Source organism: Proteiniborus sp. DW1, assembly GCF_900095305.1.
Classification (GTDB): domain Bacteria; phylum Bacillota; class Clostridia; order Tissierellales; family Proteiniboraceae; genus Proteiniborus.
Genome location: NZ_FMDO01000030.1, coordinates 145,569 through 160,194, shown reverse-complemented (window position 1 = coordinate 160,194; position 14,626 = coordinate 145,569). Strand labels below are relative to the sequence as shown.

The 14,626-nt window shown below is 31.9% G+C and carries 14 protein-coding genes and 1 tRNA gene; 2 read left to right on the top strand and 13 right to left on the bottom strand.

Annotated features, from left to right (window positions below; all coding sequences use genetic code 11):
- Positions 1-34: 34 nt before the first annotated feature.
- The 3 genes from DW1_RS07720 to DW1_RS07710 all read right to left on the bottom strand — a co-directional run bounded on the left by DW1_RS07720 (position 35) and on the right by DW1_RS07710 (position 3,351).
- Positions 35-1,108: a DUF4349 domain-containing protein gene (locus DW1_RS07720; RefSeq protein WP_074350030.1), complete on the bottom strand. Its 1,074-nt coding sequence runs from the start codon at positions 1,106-1,108 to the stop codon at positions 35-37.
- A gap of 20 nt (positions 1,109-1,128) precedes the next feature.
- On the bottom strand, positions 1,129-1,719 hold the full coding sequence (locus tag DW1_RS07715; protein WP_074350029.1) for an RNA polymerase sigma factor: 591 nt from the start codon (positions 1,717-1,719) through the stop codon (positions 1,129-1,131).
- Between the two features lie 186 nt (positions 1,720-1,905).
- Positions 1,906-3,351, bottom strand: a complete 1,446-nt coding sequence (locus DW1_RS07710) for a L,D-transpeptidase (protein WP_074350028.1) — start codon at positions 3,349-3,351, stop codon at positions 1,906-1,908.
- A gap of 247 nt (positions 3,352-3,598) precedes the next feature.
- Between DW1_RS07710 and DW1_RS07705 the strand changes: the two genes are divergently transcribed.
- Positions 3,599-3,680, top strand: a tRNA-Leu gene (locus DW1_RS07705).
- Between the two features lie 78 nt (positions 3,681-3,758).
- Here DW1_RS07705 and DW1_RS15535 read toward each other — a convergent pair.
- Positions 3,759-3,926 carry a hypothetical protein gene (locus DW1_RS15535; RefSeq protein ID WP_159433571.1) on the bottom strand — a complete coding sequence of 56 codons (168 nt, stop codon included), beginning with the start codon at positions 3,924-3,926 and terminating at the stop codon, positions 3,759-3,761.
- Positions 3,927-4,259: 333 nt separating this feature from the next.
- Here DW1_RS15535 and DW1_RS07700 point away from each other — a divergent pair, with 333 nt between their 5' ends.
- Positions 4,260-5,195: a selenium metabolism-associated LysR family transcriptional regulator gene (locus DW1_RS07700; protein WP_242942453.1), complete on the top strand. Its 936-nt coding sequence runs from the start codon at positions 4,260-4,262 to the stop codon at positions 5,193-5,195.
- Between the two features lie 43 nt (positions 5,196-5,238).
- Here DW1_RS07700 and DW1_RS07695 read toward each other — a convergent pair whose 3' ends face one another.
- The 9 genes from DW1_RS07695 to DW1_RS07655 form a co-directional block, all read right to left on the bottom strand.
- Positions 5,239-6,666: an aminopeptidase gene (locus tag DW1_RS07695; RefSeq protein ID WP_074350026.1), complete on the bottom strand. Its 1,428-nt coding sequence runs from the start codon at positions 6,664-6,666 to the stop codon at positions 5,239-5,241.
- A 332-nt stretch (positions 6,667-6,998) separates the two neighbouring features.
- Positions 6,999-7,658: a response regulator gene (locus DW1_RS07690; protein WP_074350025.1), complete on the bottom strand. Its 660-nt coding sequence runs from the start codon at positions 7,656-7,658 to the stop codon at positions 6,999-7,001.
- On the bottom strand, positions 7,651-8,817 hold the full coding sequence (locus DW1_RS07685; RefSeq protein WP_242942452.1) for a sensor histidine kinase: 1,167 nt from the start codon (positions 8,815-8,817) through the stop codon (positions 7,651-7,653). The genes DW1_RS07690 and DW1_RS07685 overlap by 8 nt, the downstream gene beginning before the upstream one ends.
- A gap of 51 nt (positions 8,818-8,868) precedes the next feature.
- Entirely contained in the window at positions 8,869-9,336 is a 468-nt protein-coding gene (locus tag DW1_RS07680) for a hypothetical protein (RefSeq protein WP_074350023.1), read from the bottom strand.
- Positions 9,337-9,474: 138 nt separating this feature from the next.
- The gene (locus DW1_RS07675; protein ID WP_074350022.1) at positions 9,475-9,930 is read right to left on the bottom strand and encodes a chemotaxis protein CheW; all 456 of its coding nucleotides are present in this window, start codon (positions 9,928-9,930) and stop codon (positions 9,475-9,477) included.
- Between the two features lie 77 nt (positions 9,931-10,007).
- Positions 10,008-10,199 carry a DUF896 domain-containing protein gene (locus tag DW1_RS07670; protein ID WP_074350021.1) on the bottom strand — a complete coding sequence of 64 codons (192 nt, stop codon included), beginning with the start codon at positions 10,197-10,199 and terminating at the stop codon, positions 10,008-10,010.
- Between the two features lie 67 nt (positions 10,200-10,266).
- A complete protein-coding gene (gene hutI, locus DW1_RS07665) occupies positions 10,267-11,544 on the bottom strand; it encodes an imidazolonepropionase (protein WP_074350020.1) in 1,278 nt (425 codons plus the stop codon).
- Positions 11,545-11,553: 9 nt separating this feature from the next.
- Complete coding sequence (gene ftcD, locus DW1_RS07660; protein WP_074350019.1) at positions 11,554-12,450, bottom strand: glutamate formimidoyltransferase; 897 nt, start codon at positions 12,448-12,450, stop codon at positions 11,554-11,556.
- 136 nt (positions 12,451-12,586) lie between these two features.
- Positions 12,587-14,617, bottom strand: coding sequence for a urocanate hydratase (locus DW1_RS07655; RefSeq protein WP_074350018.1), 2,031 nt, complete (start codon positions 14,615-14,617; stop codon positions 12,587-12,589).
- Positions 14,618-14,626: the final 9 nt, after the last annotated feature.

Genomic DNA, 14,626 nt, shown 5'->3' with positions numbered 1-14,626 from the left:
ATAAAAAGAACTCTAAAGTTAGAGTTCTAAAATATCAGTCATCTTTACCTACTTCATTTAGCTTAGTGTTAATAGTCGATAGCATTGTTGAATTATCATATTCTTCTAAAGATAATGCTTCTGAGTTGATTTCCTCTTTTACTTTCTTAAGTTCATCTTCTACCAGAGCTTTATCATCTGCATCTTCTACTTTATATAATATCCCTAGCAATAAGTTTTCTTGTTCATATAGGCATCTCAAATTAGTTTCTATATTATAGTATTCATCAGTAATATCATCATGTGTTAACTTCTCTTCTATCAAAGTCCCTAATTGTCTTAAAAAATCTAATGTTTCTTCAAATTTATCTGATGATATTCTAATTTTAATTAAATGACTTCTTTCATTATGCTCTATACTATTCTCAAATCCTTCTTTATCAATGCTTTCTATAAATCCTCCATTTTCTTCAATATAATTAGATATTTTCTCCTGAACTTTATCTAATTCTTCTAAATCAATAGATAAGTATGCTTCCTTTATTGCTTTTCTACTTTTTCCTATGCTACTTCTCGAAGCCATAGTTCCAAAGTCTTGCATTGATGAAAAATTCTCTTTATCACTCCCTTTTACTGGAACACTAGTAATTGCTATATTAGGGTCAGTAACAGAGTTATCAGTAAAAGCTTTCACTTCTATATTTTTTTCTTCTATTGATACCATAGGCTCCTTTGCATCAAAAGTCATATTTCCCTGCAAAATTTGGCTTTTATCACTTTTACTTAAATTTTCTTCTTGTCCCTTAAGTGGAAATCTATCATAAAGTATACTAAAGCTTACAATCATTATAATAAGTCCTGCTGCTATAGAAGATATAAGCCTCCAACTTACTTTCTTCTCTTCTTTAGCTGCCTTTTTCAATTTGCGTCTAAGTTCTAATCTATAATTATCAGGTAGTTCAGCTTGTTCCTGGTATTTTATATATTTTAGCATCTTAATCATATCTTCATATTCTTGTCTACAATTATTGCATTTTAAAATATGAAGTTCAAATTCTTTTTTTTCTATTTCATTCATTTCATTGTCAATATATGAGGATATATTATCAGTAAACTCTCTGCAATTCATCTTATCCCTCCTTTCAAATATTAGACGTTATATTCTTTATTAAGTTCCATATCTTTTATTATTATATCTTTCAAGTTTTTACGTGCTCTATTTATTCTTGATTTTACAGTTCCAATAGAGCAATCTAAAATCTTCGATATTTCTTCGTAACTGAACCCCTGAATATCTCTAAGAATTATTACTATCCTATGATTTTCCTCTAATTTATTTATTGAATTATTAACCATTTCCTTTGTAAGCTTCTTTTCTAATAATTCTTCTGGGCTGTCAGCTTCGTCAGGAATATCTCTTTCAATTTCTCCTTCCTCTGTTTGAATTGGATTATCTATTGAATAAACATTGGAATTCCTTTTTCTTAAAAAATCTAGGCAGGTATTTGTAACTATTCTATACAACCATGTAGAAAATGCCGACTCAAAGTTAAAGGTCTTTATAGATCTAAAAACCTTAATAAATGCTTCTTGAGAAACATCCATTGCATCTTCTGGGTTCTTTAACATTCTAAGTGCTATGTTATAAGCTGTTTTTTCATACTTTTCTATTAGTTCATCAAAAGCCTTTAAGTTTCCATTTGCGCATTTTTTTATGAGTTTTTGCTCCTTATCAAACATTCATTCACCTCTTCCCCCAAATGCTTTTATATGTTATTTATACCTTATATTTATCAGCATACAAATCTAAAATCTATTCTATCATTTTTGGGGTGATTATGCACAAAAAACCTTTAATTTCAGTAATGAAATTAAAGGTTTTTTTAATGTTCTGTCTATCAACATATTTTTTAGAAATAATTAAAATTATGGACACATTTTCTTATCAAGAAAAAATATTGTATTATAATATTTCTTTGTTACCTTATAGCAATTTGGTAATCTACTTATATTATAGTATAACTCATTTTCCTGTAATAAAATTTGTATAGTAGCTAAGCAATCACAGTTATCAAATGGATCTATTTGATAATCAGATAACATCTTTATTAGTAGTTCCCTAGGAATAAAGAAATCCCTGTTGCTGATAATTCCTTTATAGGTTATTCCATAATAAATTGCATAAGCATCACTAAAAATTTCTATATACTTATCCTTTGTATATGTATTTAATTTAAAGTTTGTTTGAGCTATAAAATCCTTCAAATATATATATGGCTTATTATTAACGATATTACATTCTATTTCTTTATTATTTACTATTACACTTGCTTTATCCTTAGAACTACTTAGTTTGCCATAAAACATGTTGTCTAAGGCATCTAAAGAAATGGCTGCCTCTCCTTCTATATCTATTATTCCACCTTTTACAAACTTGCTATTATATAGTATATAGCTTAAATCTAAGTTAATTAATTGCTGTTCTCTATTTATCTTGTGAATCCCACCAAGATTATTCTCTAATGAACTAACTGTAACATACCTACTTCCTTCGTTTTCTATTATAGGTATGTTATTATTTAAAATTTGAACAGTTTCAATAGATTCAGTAGCTACTATATCTATATTAAGATAGCTACAAATTTTATCAAGATTCACATATAGATCAGCATCCTTAATTACTACATCATTAGTAATATAATTTCCATTTATCATGTAAACCCATTTGTCTGAAAAAAACACAAGTTCTTTATTCAATAGCTTTTTTAATGCGTTTAGTCTATTAGCATCAATTTTATCTATAAGACTAAGCTCTATTAATTTTTCGTCAACTAGATTTGCCAAATTTGATACCTGCTTATAGGTATCAGGATATACAATAATTATGGGATTAGCTTTTTCTATATCATTTTTTACTTGTATTGGCTCGTATTTTACCATTACTGGTGTTCCTAATGTAACCTTTTCATATAACTCCTTTACATCCTTATCGTACATTCTTACGCAGCCCTCTGACACAAATGTTCCTATAGACTTTGGATTGTTATTTCCATGGATTCCGTAGGATGGCTTAAACCCCATCCACCTACTGCCTAAAGGGTTTTGTGGACTTCCTCCTGCTATTTTCTTCTTGGAGTAATATGGATTAACTACTTTGTTAATTATCTTGTATTCTCCTATTGGTGTTTGTGTACTCGCTTTTCCCACAGCTATAGGATATTTTTTTGTTATGCTGTTGTTCTCAAAAAAATAGAGAGTTCTAGACAATATATCTATTTCTATTCTATATTGAGGTATTGCTTGTTGGGATTGAGCTACGCTTTGAAAAGAAAATACTAAAGTTAATGCGATTATTATTATGAACCTTCTCATACATATCCTCCTACAAACAATAAATTAACACCATGTAAGAAAAGTTTATGTAATATTACTAAAATTTATCACCTATAAAATAACTATCATTGTAATAAAATAAAAGTTTCTATCATAACATTAGAGCCTAAAATAGAATTTTCTATTCGTTACAAAAAGTATATGAATTTCCTTATTAATAAGTTACTTTATTTTCTATTGACTTATCATCTGTATTATGTTAAAATTTTTTTGTTCTAGCTTATAAGCCCGAGTGGCGGAATGGCAGACGCACTCGACTCAAAATCGAGCGGGAAACCATGCGAGTTCGACTCTCGCCTCGGGCACCATATTAAATATTAAATATAAAAAGCAAGACATATACTGGTATATATCTTGCTTTTTATATTTTTTTGCTCATAAAAATACTATGTACGCTCTTCATAAGTTATTGTAGCAATAAAAATATTTCCGTGCTGTGAATATTCAACATCTACTATCTCCAGAATTTGGTCCTCGTTTTCACTTACCCATCTTTGAACTTTATCAGTAAGTCCTGAACCATCATTGTATTCTAGTATCGTCATATGCTTCATGAATATCACCTCTCATACTAGCTTTAATAGATTATATTACTAAAGTCTACTTAATATGAGATAAGCGTATTAAATTGTAGCTCTAATCTTTAACTACCTATCTAACTTTTCTACCTTCAATACTATATCTCTTGCAGCCTTTAACTCTTCTCCATACCAAAATTGATTTTCTTTAAGCTCCTTTCCTTCTCGTTCCTTTTAATTTAATTTGCCTATGGTATAATTCAACTCATCTAATATAATACTCACGATATACACCCCATATTAAGTCTAGTGCTATTAGTATTATCTATGATTATTGACAAAATTGCTCTTTTCAAATAGTATTAAATTATGAGAATAGAAAGTGGTGATATATTGGATTTTAGACAACTTGAAACCTTTATAGAAGTAGTAAATAGAAAAAGTTTTTCGAAGGCTGCTCAAAAATTATACCTTACTCAGCCTACTGTTACGAGCCATATTCAAAACCTAGAAAATGAACTTGGAACATTTTTGTTAAATAGATCGGGTAAAAGTGTTTCACCTACTGAAGCTGGTGAACTTCTTTACAAATATGCACTTAATATTATAAATATGCGTAACATGGCACAGTTTGATTTAGGAGCTCATAAGGGTAAAGTTCAAGGTCATCTAGAAATAAGCTCTAGCTCTATTCCAAGACATTATGTACTTCCACCATTATTGAAACAATTTACTGATAAATATCCCGATGTCACATTTACATTATCAGACTTCGACTCAAAAAAAGTTGTTGAAGGTTTGTTAGATGGTGTAACTGACTTTGGAATAATCGGAGCTAAGTTTCCTTCTCCTCAACTTGAATACATAGAATTAATGGAAGATAAGATGTATGTTGTTACCCCAAATACTAAGGATTATCCGTGGGAAGAATACAGTGAGCTTGATATGGACTTTTTGTTAGAGAAGAAAATTATTCTTAGGGAAAAGGGGTCAGGTACAAGAGAACTTTTGGAGAACAAGTTAAAAGAACAAGGGCTTGATTTAGATACCTTTAACATACTTGCCTATATTGAGGATATCGAAACTATTAAAAAATTTATTGAGTTAGGTATTGGAATAAGCTTCATTTCTGAAAGAGCTATTAAAAGAGAAATGGATTTAGGTATATTGAAGCCCTATAATATTAAAGGTTTAGATTTAAGGCGTCAATTTTATTTTGTTTATCATAAAAAAAGACAGCTTTCACCATTAAGTCTGACCTTCAGGGATTTTGTAATTGAGTATATATCTAAAGCACAGTTATAGAACAGATAATTATATTAGCCGAGGACAAATCCTCGGCTATTTTTTATGATTCAAAAAATACCTTATATCCTTTATATGTCATATAAATATCAGCCTTGCTTGCAATCTCATAAGGAGCATGAACACTTAAAAGTGGCACTCCACAGTCTACTACTTCCATCCCATATCTAGCTAATATGTAAGCTATTGTTCCACCGCCACCTTGGTCTACTTTACCTAGCTCACCCATTTGCCAAATAATATTGTTATCATTAAATAGCTTTCTAACCTCTCCTAAATATTCAGAGTTAGCATCATTACTGCCGCCTTTTCCTCTAACACCTGTGTATTTGACTAGAGTAATTCCTTTACCTATAAAAGGAGAATTTTTCTTATCTAGTACTTCAGGATAATTTGGATCGAAGCCAGCTAGTGTATCTGCAGATAGGACTTTTGAGTTTGCTAAAGCTCTCTTGACTATTAAATCACTGTAACTAGTATTAGATAAGGCTATAAGCTCAGAAACCATATTTTCAAAGAACATAGATTCCATTCCTGTATTACCAACACTACCAATCTCTTCTTTATCTACAAATAAAGCGACTGCCGTTCTGTTAGGATTTTCTACGTTAAGTATTGCTTTAAGTGCTGTAAAGGCACAAGCTCTATCATCTTGACCATAGCCCCCAACCATGCTCCTGTCAATACCTACATCCTTAGCCTTTCCTGCAGGAACTATTTCAAATTCAGCTGAAGTAAAATCTTCTTCTACCATTCCATATTTCTCATACAAGATATTTAGAACATTAAGCTTTACTCTGTCACTGAGTTCTTTTTCATTGTAAGGGATACTTCCAAATAAAACATTAAGTCCTTCTCCTGTAATTCCCTCGTCCATCTTTTTAGCCATCTGATCCTTAGCAAGATGTGGCAACAAATCTGTTATAAAGAATACTGGATCATCTTCCTCTTCCCCAATAACTACCTTTACCTTTTCACCATTTTTCTTTATAAGGACACCATGAAGTGCTAAAGGTAAAGCAACCCACTGGTATTTCTTAATACCACCATAATAATGAGTCTTAAGCAGCGCTAATTCTGAATCTTCATATAGAGGAAATTGCTTTAAGTCAATTCTTGGTGCATCAATATGAGAGCCTACAATATTCATGCCATTTTCGAGTTTTTCTTTTCCTATTACAAATAACGCAACTGCCTTGTTCTTGTTTTCAGCATAAATCTTCATCCCTGGTTCTATTTGCTTTTGATTCTTAATTAATTCCTCAATAGATATGTAGCCTTTTTCCCTTGCTCTCTTAACGATTTCCTCAGCAGATTCTCTCTCTGTCTTACATATATCAAGAAAATACTTATACTCTTCTCCAGTTTCGAATACATCTTTTACTTCGCTTTCATTAAAATGTTCCCAAGAATTTCTCCATTTATGAGTTAGTAAATCTTGAAGCTTTTTTCCCTCAGTTTTATCTCCCATTCTTATCCCTCCACTTAAAATTTAGCGTCCCTAACTAATATAATATATTTACTCCTTTTTTATGTCAATAATATATTGATTCTGTAACAAATGTAGGTTAAGTAAGTAAAGATTTTAATATCTCTAAGTAAAAGTTTCTATCGAAAAATTATAAACTAAATAAACTTTTATTGAGCCATTGTATAAGCGACTTGCGTGAAATCAAAGATTTCGGCAGTCTGCTTAAAACTCATTGTCAGAAAGTTCTTGATTATAAATGCTGTAAAATAGAACTTTCCAATTAGTTTTTTAAAAAAAGCCTAGTTAGCTAGACTTTTTCGTAATATAAATTATTATAACTTTTTAATATTATTTCTATATGTAAATATTGCAGCTTGAACTCTATCTGATACGTCAATTTTCTTAAATATGTTTGAAACATGGTTCTTAACAGTCTTTTCACTTATGAAAAGTTTCTCTGCAATTTCTCTATTATTCATTCCTTCTGCAATAAGAGTAAGCACTTCATATTCTCGTTTTGTTAGAGATTCAATAAGAGAAGTTTCTTTATCTTTTCCCCCTTTAGCGTTAAACTCTTTCACTAGCAACTCGGATAAGCTAGGTTGTATGTAAGATTTCCCTTCAACAACATCTTTAATAGCCTTTATTAAAGTGTCAGAGTCTGCATCTTTTAATACATATCCATTAGCCCCTATCCTAATGGTTTCGTATAAGTATTCCCTAGCATCATGTATAGTAAGCATAATTATTTTAGAATTTATCCCAATATCTTTTATTCTTCTCAATGCATCTAAACCATTCAATTTGGGCATATTTATATCTAATAATATAACATCTGGTTTAAGTTTTTGTGCTTCTTTAATAGCTTCTTCACCATTAGATACTGAAGATACAACTTTAATATTAGGCTCTAGTTCAAGTATTTGTTTAAGCCCTTCTCTCATTAGTGAATGATCATCTGCTATTAACACCGAAATATTCTTATCACTCATATAATCCATCCTTTCTTTCTAAAGGTATAGTTAAGGCAATCTTAGTTCCCGCTCCAAGAGTAGATACTATATCTAGCTTTCCATTTAACAGTTCTGCTCTTTCCTTCATTCCAATAAGTCCAAATCCACTTTCTCCCGACTTAAACTTACGTCCATTCATATCAAACCCAATGCCATTATCCTTTACAACAATATATAACTTGTCATGTGTCTGATCTATTTTTATCAATACATCCTGAGCCTTTGAATGTTTGAGTATATTATTTAAAGCCTCTTGAATTATTCTAAAACATGCTATTTCTATAACTGAATCAATATCCGGTTGTTTGTTAAGTACCATAAGTTCAACATTTATTCCTGTTTCTTCTATATATCTATCTATATACCTTTGTATAGTAGGAACAAGCCCTAAATCATCTAATGACATCGGTCTCAAATCATAAATTATTTTTCTAATGTCTTTTAAGCTTGTTCTAACTATATCTTTTAGTTTTTGTAGCTCTGTTCGTGATTGATTTATATCTATAGATAATAACTTCTCACATAGCTCTGCTTTCAAAACCACATTTGCCATTGATTGTGCAGGACCATCATGTATTTCTCTAGAAACCCTCATCCTCTCTTCTTCTTGGGCCTCTATAATTTTAATTCCAAGAAGTTGTTTTTTACTCATATCCCCAATAGTCTCATAGATATCATTTAAATTGCCTTTTAAGAAATCCATAGCCACACCAACATGAGCCACTAGTTTTTCAGCCCTTTTTAGAATCTCATTAGTTCTCTTAAAATTCAGTTCTAAATCTGTTCTTCTCACTATTAAATCTTTTTCTTCTCTTTTCTTTAATAAATGCTTTATACGAATATTATTAGCTTCCTCGTATGCAAGCCTTATATCCTCCTCAGAGTACTGATTAAAATCCTTACTAACCATCATAAGCCTAATTTTAGCTCTCTTTTCCTCACGTTTAAGCTCATCTACTTCAAGTATAGTTAAAGAAACTTTATGGTTTATGCTAGTTAACTCTTGTTTAATTCTCTCACATTCTTTTCTAGCATCTTCAGCAATTTCAAAAATCTCTTGTCTTCCTGATTCTATAGTAACAATAGTTTTTTCAATAATCTCGTTCATTTTTTTCAAATCTAATTTTGATTTTGACAATGTGAACACCTCAAAAATCATTGATTAAGCTAAATAAAACACCCAGTTAGACTATATAACAGGGTCTAAACTTATCAATAAAAAATCGCCATATTCTTGTTTCATATGTATAAAAAACTCAATATCCAACTTATACTCTTCAATCTCTATGACTTCCCACTGAATAAGTACCTTAAATTTATAAATATTATCCTGCCACTCTAAGAGCTCTACCTCTAACACCTCTACATTAGATATAAAAGGATAGTCAGTAGGATTTGTTCTTGCGTATAATAAAGATTCTATATCCTCTTCAAGTAGTTTGCCACTTTCTACTTTTTCTAAATCGACGAAAGAAATATTTATATCCTCATCACCATATAATGCTCTATTCATAATGCTTGTCCTGTTAGATAGAAGCTCTTCTATAATTTCTTTATATCCATTTTGATTTTTCTCATAACTAGAACCATATAGGTACCCATGCACAAAAACAAAAAGCAAAAGAACACTAATTAATATAATGCTATTTTTCCTCATAAAAAGCCTCCTATACTTTATATACTTATTTAAAAGTATAGAAGACTTACATTAAAAAATTTAGCAACTATTGGAGGAAATATATAGTTTTCGCTGACATAAATTTACATATGTTTTAGATTTTTATTAAACTTGACATTATACTTCCAACATTTCAATCTTTTCTTTATCATCGTCAGTTAAAACTTTTTCTAAGTCAATGAGAATAATTAGCCTATCACCTACTTTTCCTACACCAGTTATATATTTTCTTTCTACTCCTGTAATAATATCAGGTGTCAAATCAATATTTGATTCATCAATCCTTACTGTTTGAGAAGCCTCATCTACTAAAAAGCCAATCTGCTTATCATTTAAATTAATGACAATTATCCTAGTATTTGCATCTTTTATGCTGCTTTCCATACCAAATTTCTTTTTTAAGCATACTATCGGAATTACCTTACCTCTGTAGTTTATTATGCCTTCAACAAAGTTGGGTGAATTAGGTACTTTTACACTCTCTTGATATTGAACTATTTCTCTAACGTTCATTATATCTATACCAAATTCCTCTTTACATAGCTTAAATATAACATATTGATTTTCAGCCATCTTAAAAATCCCCCTTTTCTTTTTTTATTACTTTCTATTTCTACAATAATTCTGTTTTTCCTTCATTTTTTTCCTATCTAATTTTTTTGTTTTTCATTGTTGTCAATAATTTCTATGCAATCAAGCTGTTTTCTGAAATTATCTCTAAAAGCAGACAGATATTCTTGCCTTAAAAACTTTTGCTCTTCCTTTTCTTGGGCTGTTAATCCTGATTCTTTTGACTTTCTTGCCAGAAAATTAATTCTATCCAACTTTTCTTTTGAAACCATCTAAGCTCCTCCTATATCTTAATAAATATATTATACTATTTATATTAAGCTTTAAGAAAAGGGCACATTAAAATGCGCCCTTTGTTCTACCTTTTTCTACTACTATTTTACCATTTTTAATCACTATATCAACATGATTTATTCCAAAATGATAAATAATATAATTTATATTTGGAGAATCAAAAATAACTATATCTGCCCTCTTTCCTTTTCTCAAACTACCAATAATCTCTTCTCTCCTAAGAGAACAGGCACTATTTATTGTTACTGCAGTAAACACTTCTTCAGGAGTCATCCGCAAAATTAATGAAGCAAAATACATTACTAGCTGTAAGTTTTCAGTTGGACTGCTACCAGGGTTATAGTCTGTAGACAGTGCAACAGGTACTCCTAATTCAATCATTTTTCTAGCATTAGCAAACTTCCCTGTAGCCAAATTAAATGATGTAGCAGGGAGTAAGTCCGCTATTATACCTTTATCTGCCATCATTCTCATACCTGCTTCACTGGCAGCAACTAAATGGTCAGCTGATATAGCCTCTATTTCTGCTGCTAGCTCTGCACCTCCAAAGGGCTCTATTTCATCAGCATGTACTCTAGGAAGCATACCATATTCTCTAGCTGCATTTAGTATTCTCCTAGTTTGGTCAACAGTAAAAACTCCTTCTTCACAAAATACATCACAAAATTCAGCTAGGTTTTCTTCTGCAACCTTAGGAAGCATTTCATTGATAATAATATCCACAAACTTTTCTGGACTGTCTTTATATTCTGCTGGTATCGCATGGGCACCCATAAATGTGGAGACTATATCAACTGGATGTCTTTCATTTAGCTCCTTTGCAACTCTTAACTGCTTTAGCTCTGTTTCAGTGTCTAATCCATAACCACTTTTAGCTTCTACTGTTGTTACCCCAAACTCTAGCATGGTGTTGAGACTTTTCTCTGCCTTAGTATATAATTCCTCGAAGGAAGCCTTTTGAGTAGCTCTCACAGTACTTAAAATTCCACCGCCTGCTTTTAATATATCCATGTATTTCATTCCATTTAGCTTCATAGATAGTTCATTTTCTCTAGAGCCACCATGAATTAAATGAGTGTGTGGGTCGACTAATCCAGGGGTTACGGTTTTTCCAGTACCATCAATTATTAAAGTCTCATCACAAGTTACAATATACTCTGGCAACTCTCCTTCACCAACATAAATAATCTCATCACCTGATATGGCTAAAATTCCATTTTCAATTAATCCTATATTCTTCATTTCCTCTTTTATCCTAGGTCTGTCTGGCCCTTCCATCGTAACTAACTGTGAAATATTTTTTATTACAATATCAGCCTTCATTAAATCACCCTATTCATATATTCTCTTTTCTAGTATCTGATCTTCCCTAAAGTTCTCTATTCTTAAATAATAGTCTGCACAGTTAATTAGTGCCATCATAGGTACTAGTCCAATTATTTCACTCCCGATTACATTGACCCCATATCTTTTTGCTTCTCTCTCTATCATATCAAATACTCTATAGAGCGGTGTACTATTATAATCTACCATATTCATAGTAACCTGCACTATATTTCTTTCTTTTATTTCAACTCCTAGAGCTTTACATGATGTAAAGCCACCACTTCTCCCTCTTACGCTTCTAGCAATCTTATTTGCTATTTCTAGGTTATTCGTATCCAAATTTACATTAAATGCAACTAAAGGCATCCTTGCTCCTACTGCAGTAGCTCCAGATTTAACATTTAGGACATCTGGTCCAAAGTCGGGCTTCCATTTTTCATCCTTCATTTTTTCATTCATACCCTCATATTGACCCTTTCGAACAGAAGCTAGATTTTCTCTATACGGAGCACTTGCAGATTTTTCATATAAAAATACAGATATACCTAATTCTTCACCTATTCTTTTCCCAAGTCTTTTAGACATTTCTATACACTCTTCCATTGTGACCTCAGAAATAGGTATTAAAGGAATAACATCCGTTGCTCCCATTCTTGGGTGTTCACCTTTATGTTTACTCATGTCTATAAGCTCAGCTGCTTTCTTACATGCATTAAAGGCTGCCTCCTCTACAGCTTCTGGCGTACCTATGAAAGTAGTTACACATCTATTGTGGTCTTTATCCATGGAATAATCCATTAGCTTAGTACCTTCTACTTTTCTAATTTCATCTATTATTTTTTCTATAAGTAGCTTATCTACTCCTTCACTAAAGTTCGGAACACATTGTACTATTTTAGCCATTATCTCTCCCCCTTTTTTATTGCATATATAATCACTTTAATTTTATGCTTGTCATTCTGATGCATAATCTCATTTGTTCAATAATTGAGATCCTTCGCTAAGACTCAGAATGATATAATAGGATTTGTCGCATTTCTTATTTTGTGCTATAAGCCTTTCCTACAAGACTACTGATTAACTCTTCATCTGGTATATATGGAAGTGTAATATGGTCTGTTCCTTGGTGTTTGTTATTATACTCTATACAGGTTTCTATAGAGTTCTCATTTCTTGCCCAAGCTCGTCTAGCTACTCCTCCCATTACATCCCAAGGTATAGCAGTTCTTATTATATTGTCTACCCTTTCACTACCATCTAGAACAAGTCCAAATCCTCCATTAATGGATTTTCCTATTCCAACTCCACCTCCGTTATGAAGTGCCACAAGACTCATTCCCCTAGCAGCATTTCCAGCAAAGCAGTGAGTAGCCATATCAGCCATAATATTGCTACCATCCTTAATATTTGAAGTCTCTCTAAATGGAGAGTCTGTTCCCCCTGTATCGTGATGGTCTCTCCCTAGCATTATAGGTCCTACTTCACCATTTCTAACCATTTCATTAAATTTAAGAGCTATGTCTCTACGCCCAAGGGCATCCTGATATAAAATTCTTGCCTGTGTACCTACAACAAGCTTATTCTTCTCTGCATCTCTAATCCATACATAATTATCTCTATCTTGACCTCTTCTATTAGGGTCAATAATCTCCATAGCAGCTTTATCCGTCTTTATGAGGTCTTCATGTTTACCACTTAGGCATACCCATCTAAAAGGTCCATATCCATAGTCAAATAAAAGCGGTCCTAATATATCTTCAACATATGATGGGAATATAAAGCCTTCACTTTCATCATATCCGTTCTTAGCTATATCCTTGGCGCCCGCATCAAATACTGCCTTCATAAAGCTATTCCCATAATCAAAGAAATATGTGCCTCTCTTTGTCAATTCCTTAATAAGCTCAAAATGATGAATAAGTGATTTATTTACTAATTCAATAAATTTAGCCTTATCTGATTTAAGTAGTTCTGTTCTCTCTTCAAAGGTTAATCCTTGTGGACAATACCCTCCATCATATGGTGCATGACATGAAGTTTGGTCTGATAATAACTCTATATGGATATTGTTATTTACTGCATACTCAAGTAAATCTACTATATTCCCATGATAAGCTATAGAAATTGGCTCTTTTTTATCCATATATTCATGTGCCCATGCAAAAACTTCCTTTAGATTACTTGATACTCTACTTATCCAACCTTGGTCTAGTCTTGTTTGAATTCTTGAATAATCTACCTCTGCAATTATACCTACTCCATTAGCTATTTCTACAGCTTTACCTTGAGCTCCACTCATTCCACCAAGTCCTGAAGAAACAAATAAATGTCCTCTTAGGTCTCCGTCGTCTTTCACTCCAAGCTTTATTCTACCTGCATTAAGAATAGTATTAAACGTTCCATGAACTATTCCTTGTGGTCCTATATACATCCAGCCACCTGCAGTCATTTGTCCATAATTAGCTACTCCCATAGCCTGCGCTTTAATCCATTGCTCTTGATTATCAAACATTCCAACCATAAGAGCATTAGTAATGATAACTCTGGGACTCTCTTTTGATGATTTAAATAAGCCAACTGGATGTCCAGAACTAATTACTAATGTTTGTTCATCTGTTAATACTTCTAGATATTTTTTAATCAGCCTATATTGCATCCAGTTTTGGCATACTTGACCTGTTTCTCCGTAAGTAACTAATTCATATGGATAGAGAGCTACATCAAAGTCAAGATTGTTATCAATCATTACCTGAAAAGCTTTACCTTCTATACAATTACCCTTATATTCATGGATTGATTTTCCTTTAATATTTCCTTCTGGTCTGAAGCGATATCCGTATATTCTTCCTCTAGTCATTAGCTCTTCTAAGAATTCTGAAGCTAGTTTTTCATGTAACTCCACCGGTATATATCTTAGAGCATTCTTTAGTGCTATTTCAGTTTCTCTTTTTGTTAGAGTAAACTCTCTCTTAGGAGCTCTTCTAATGCCTTCAACAAATTTAGGCATAGGTGGCAGCTCATTATCAAGCTTAATAGTCATTGCTTTAGAAATATCAAGATTATTAATCATAATTTAACC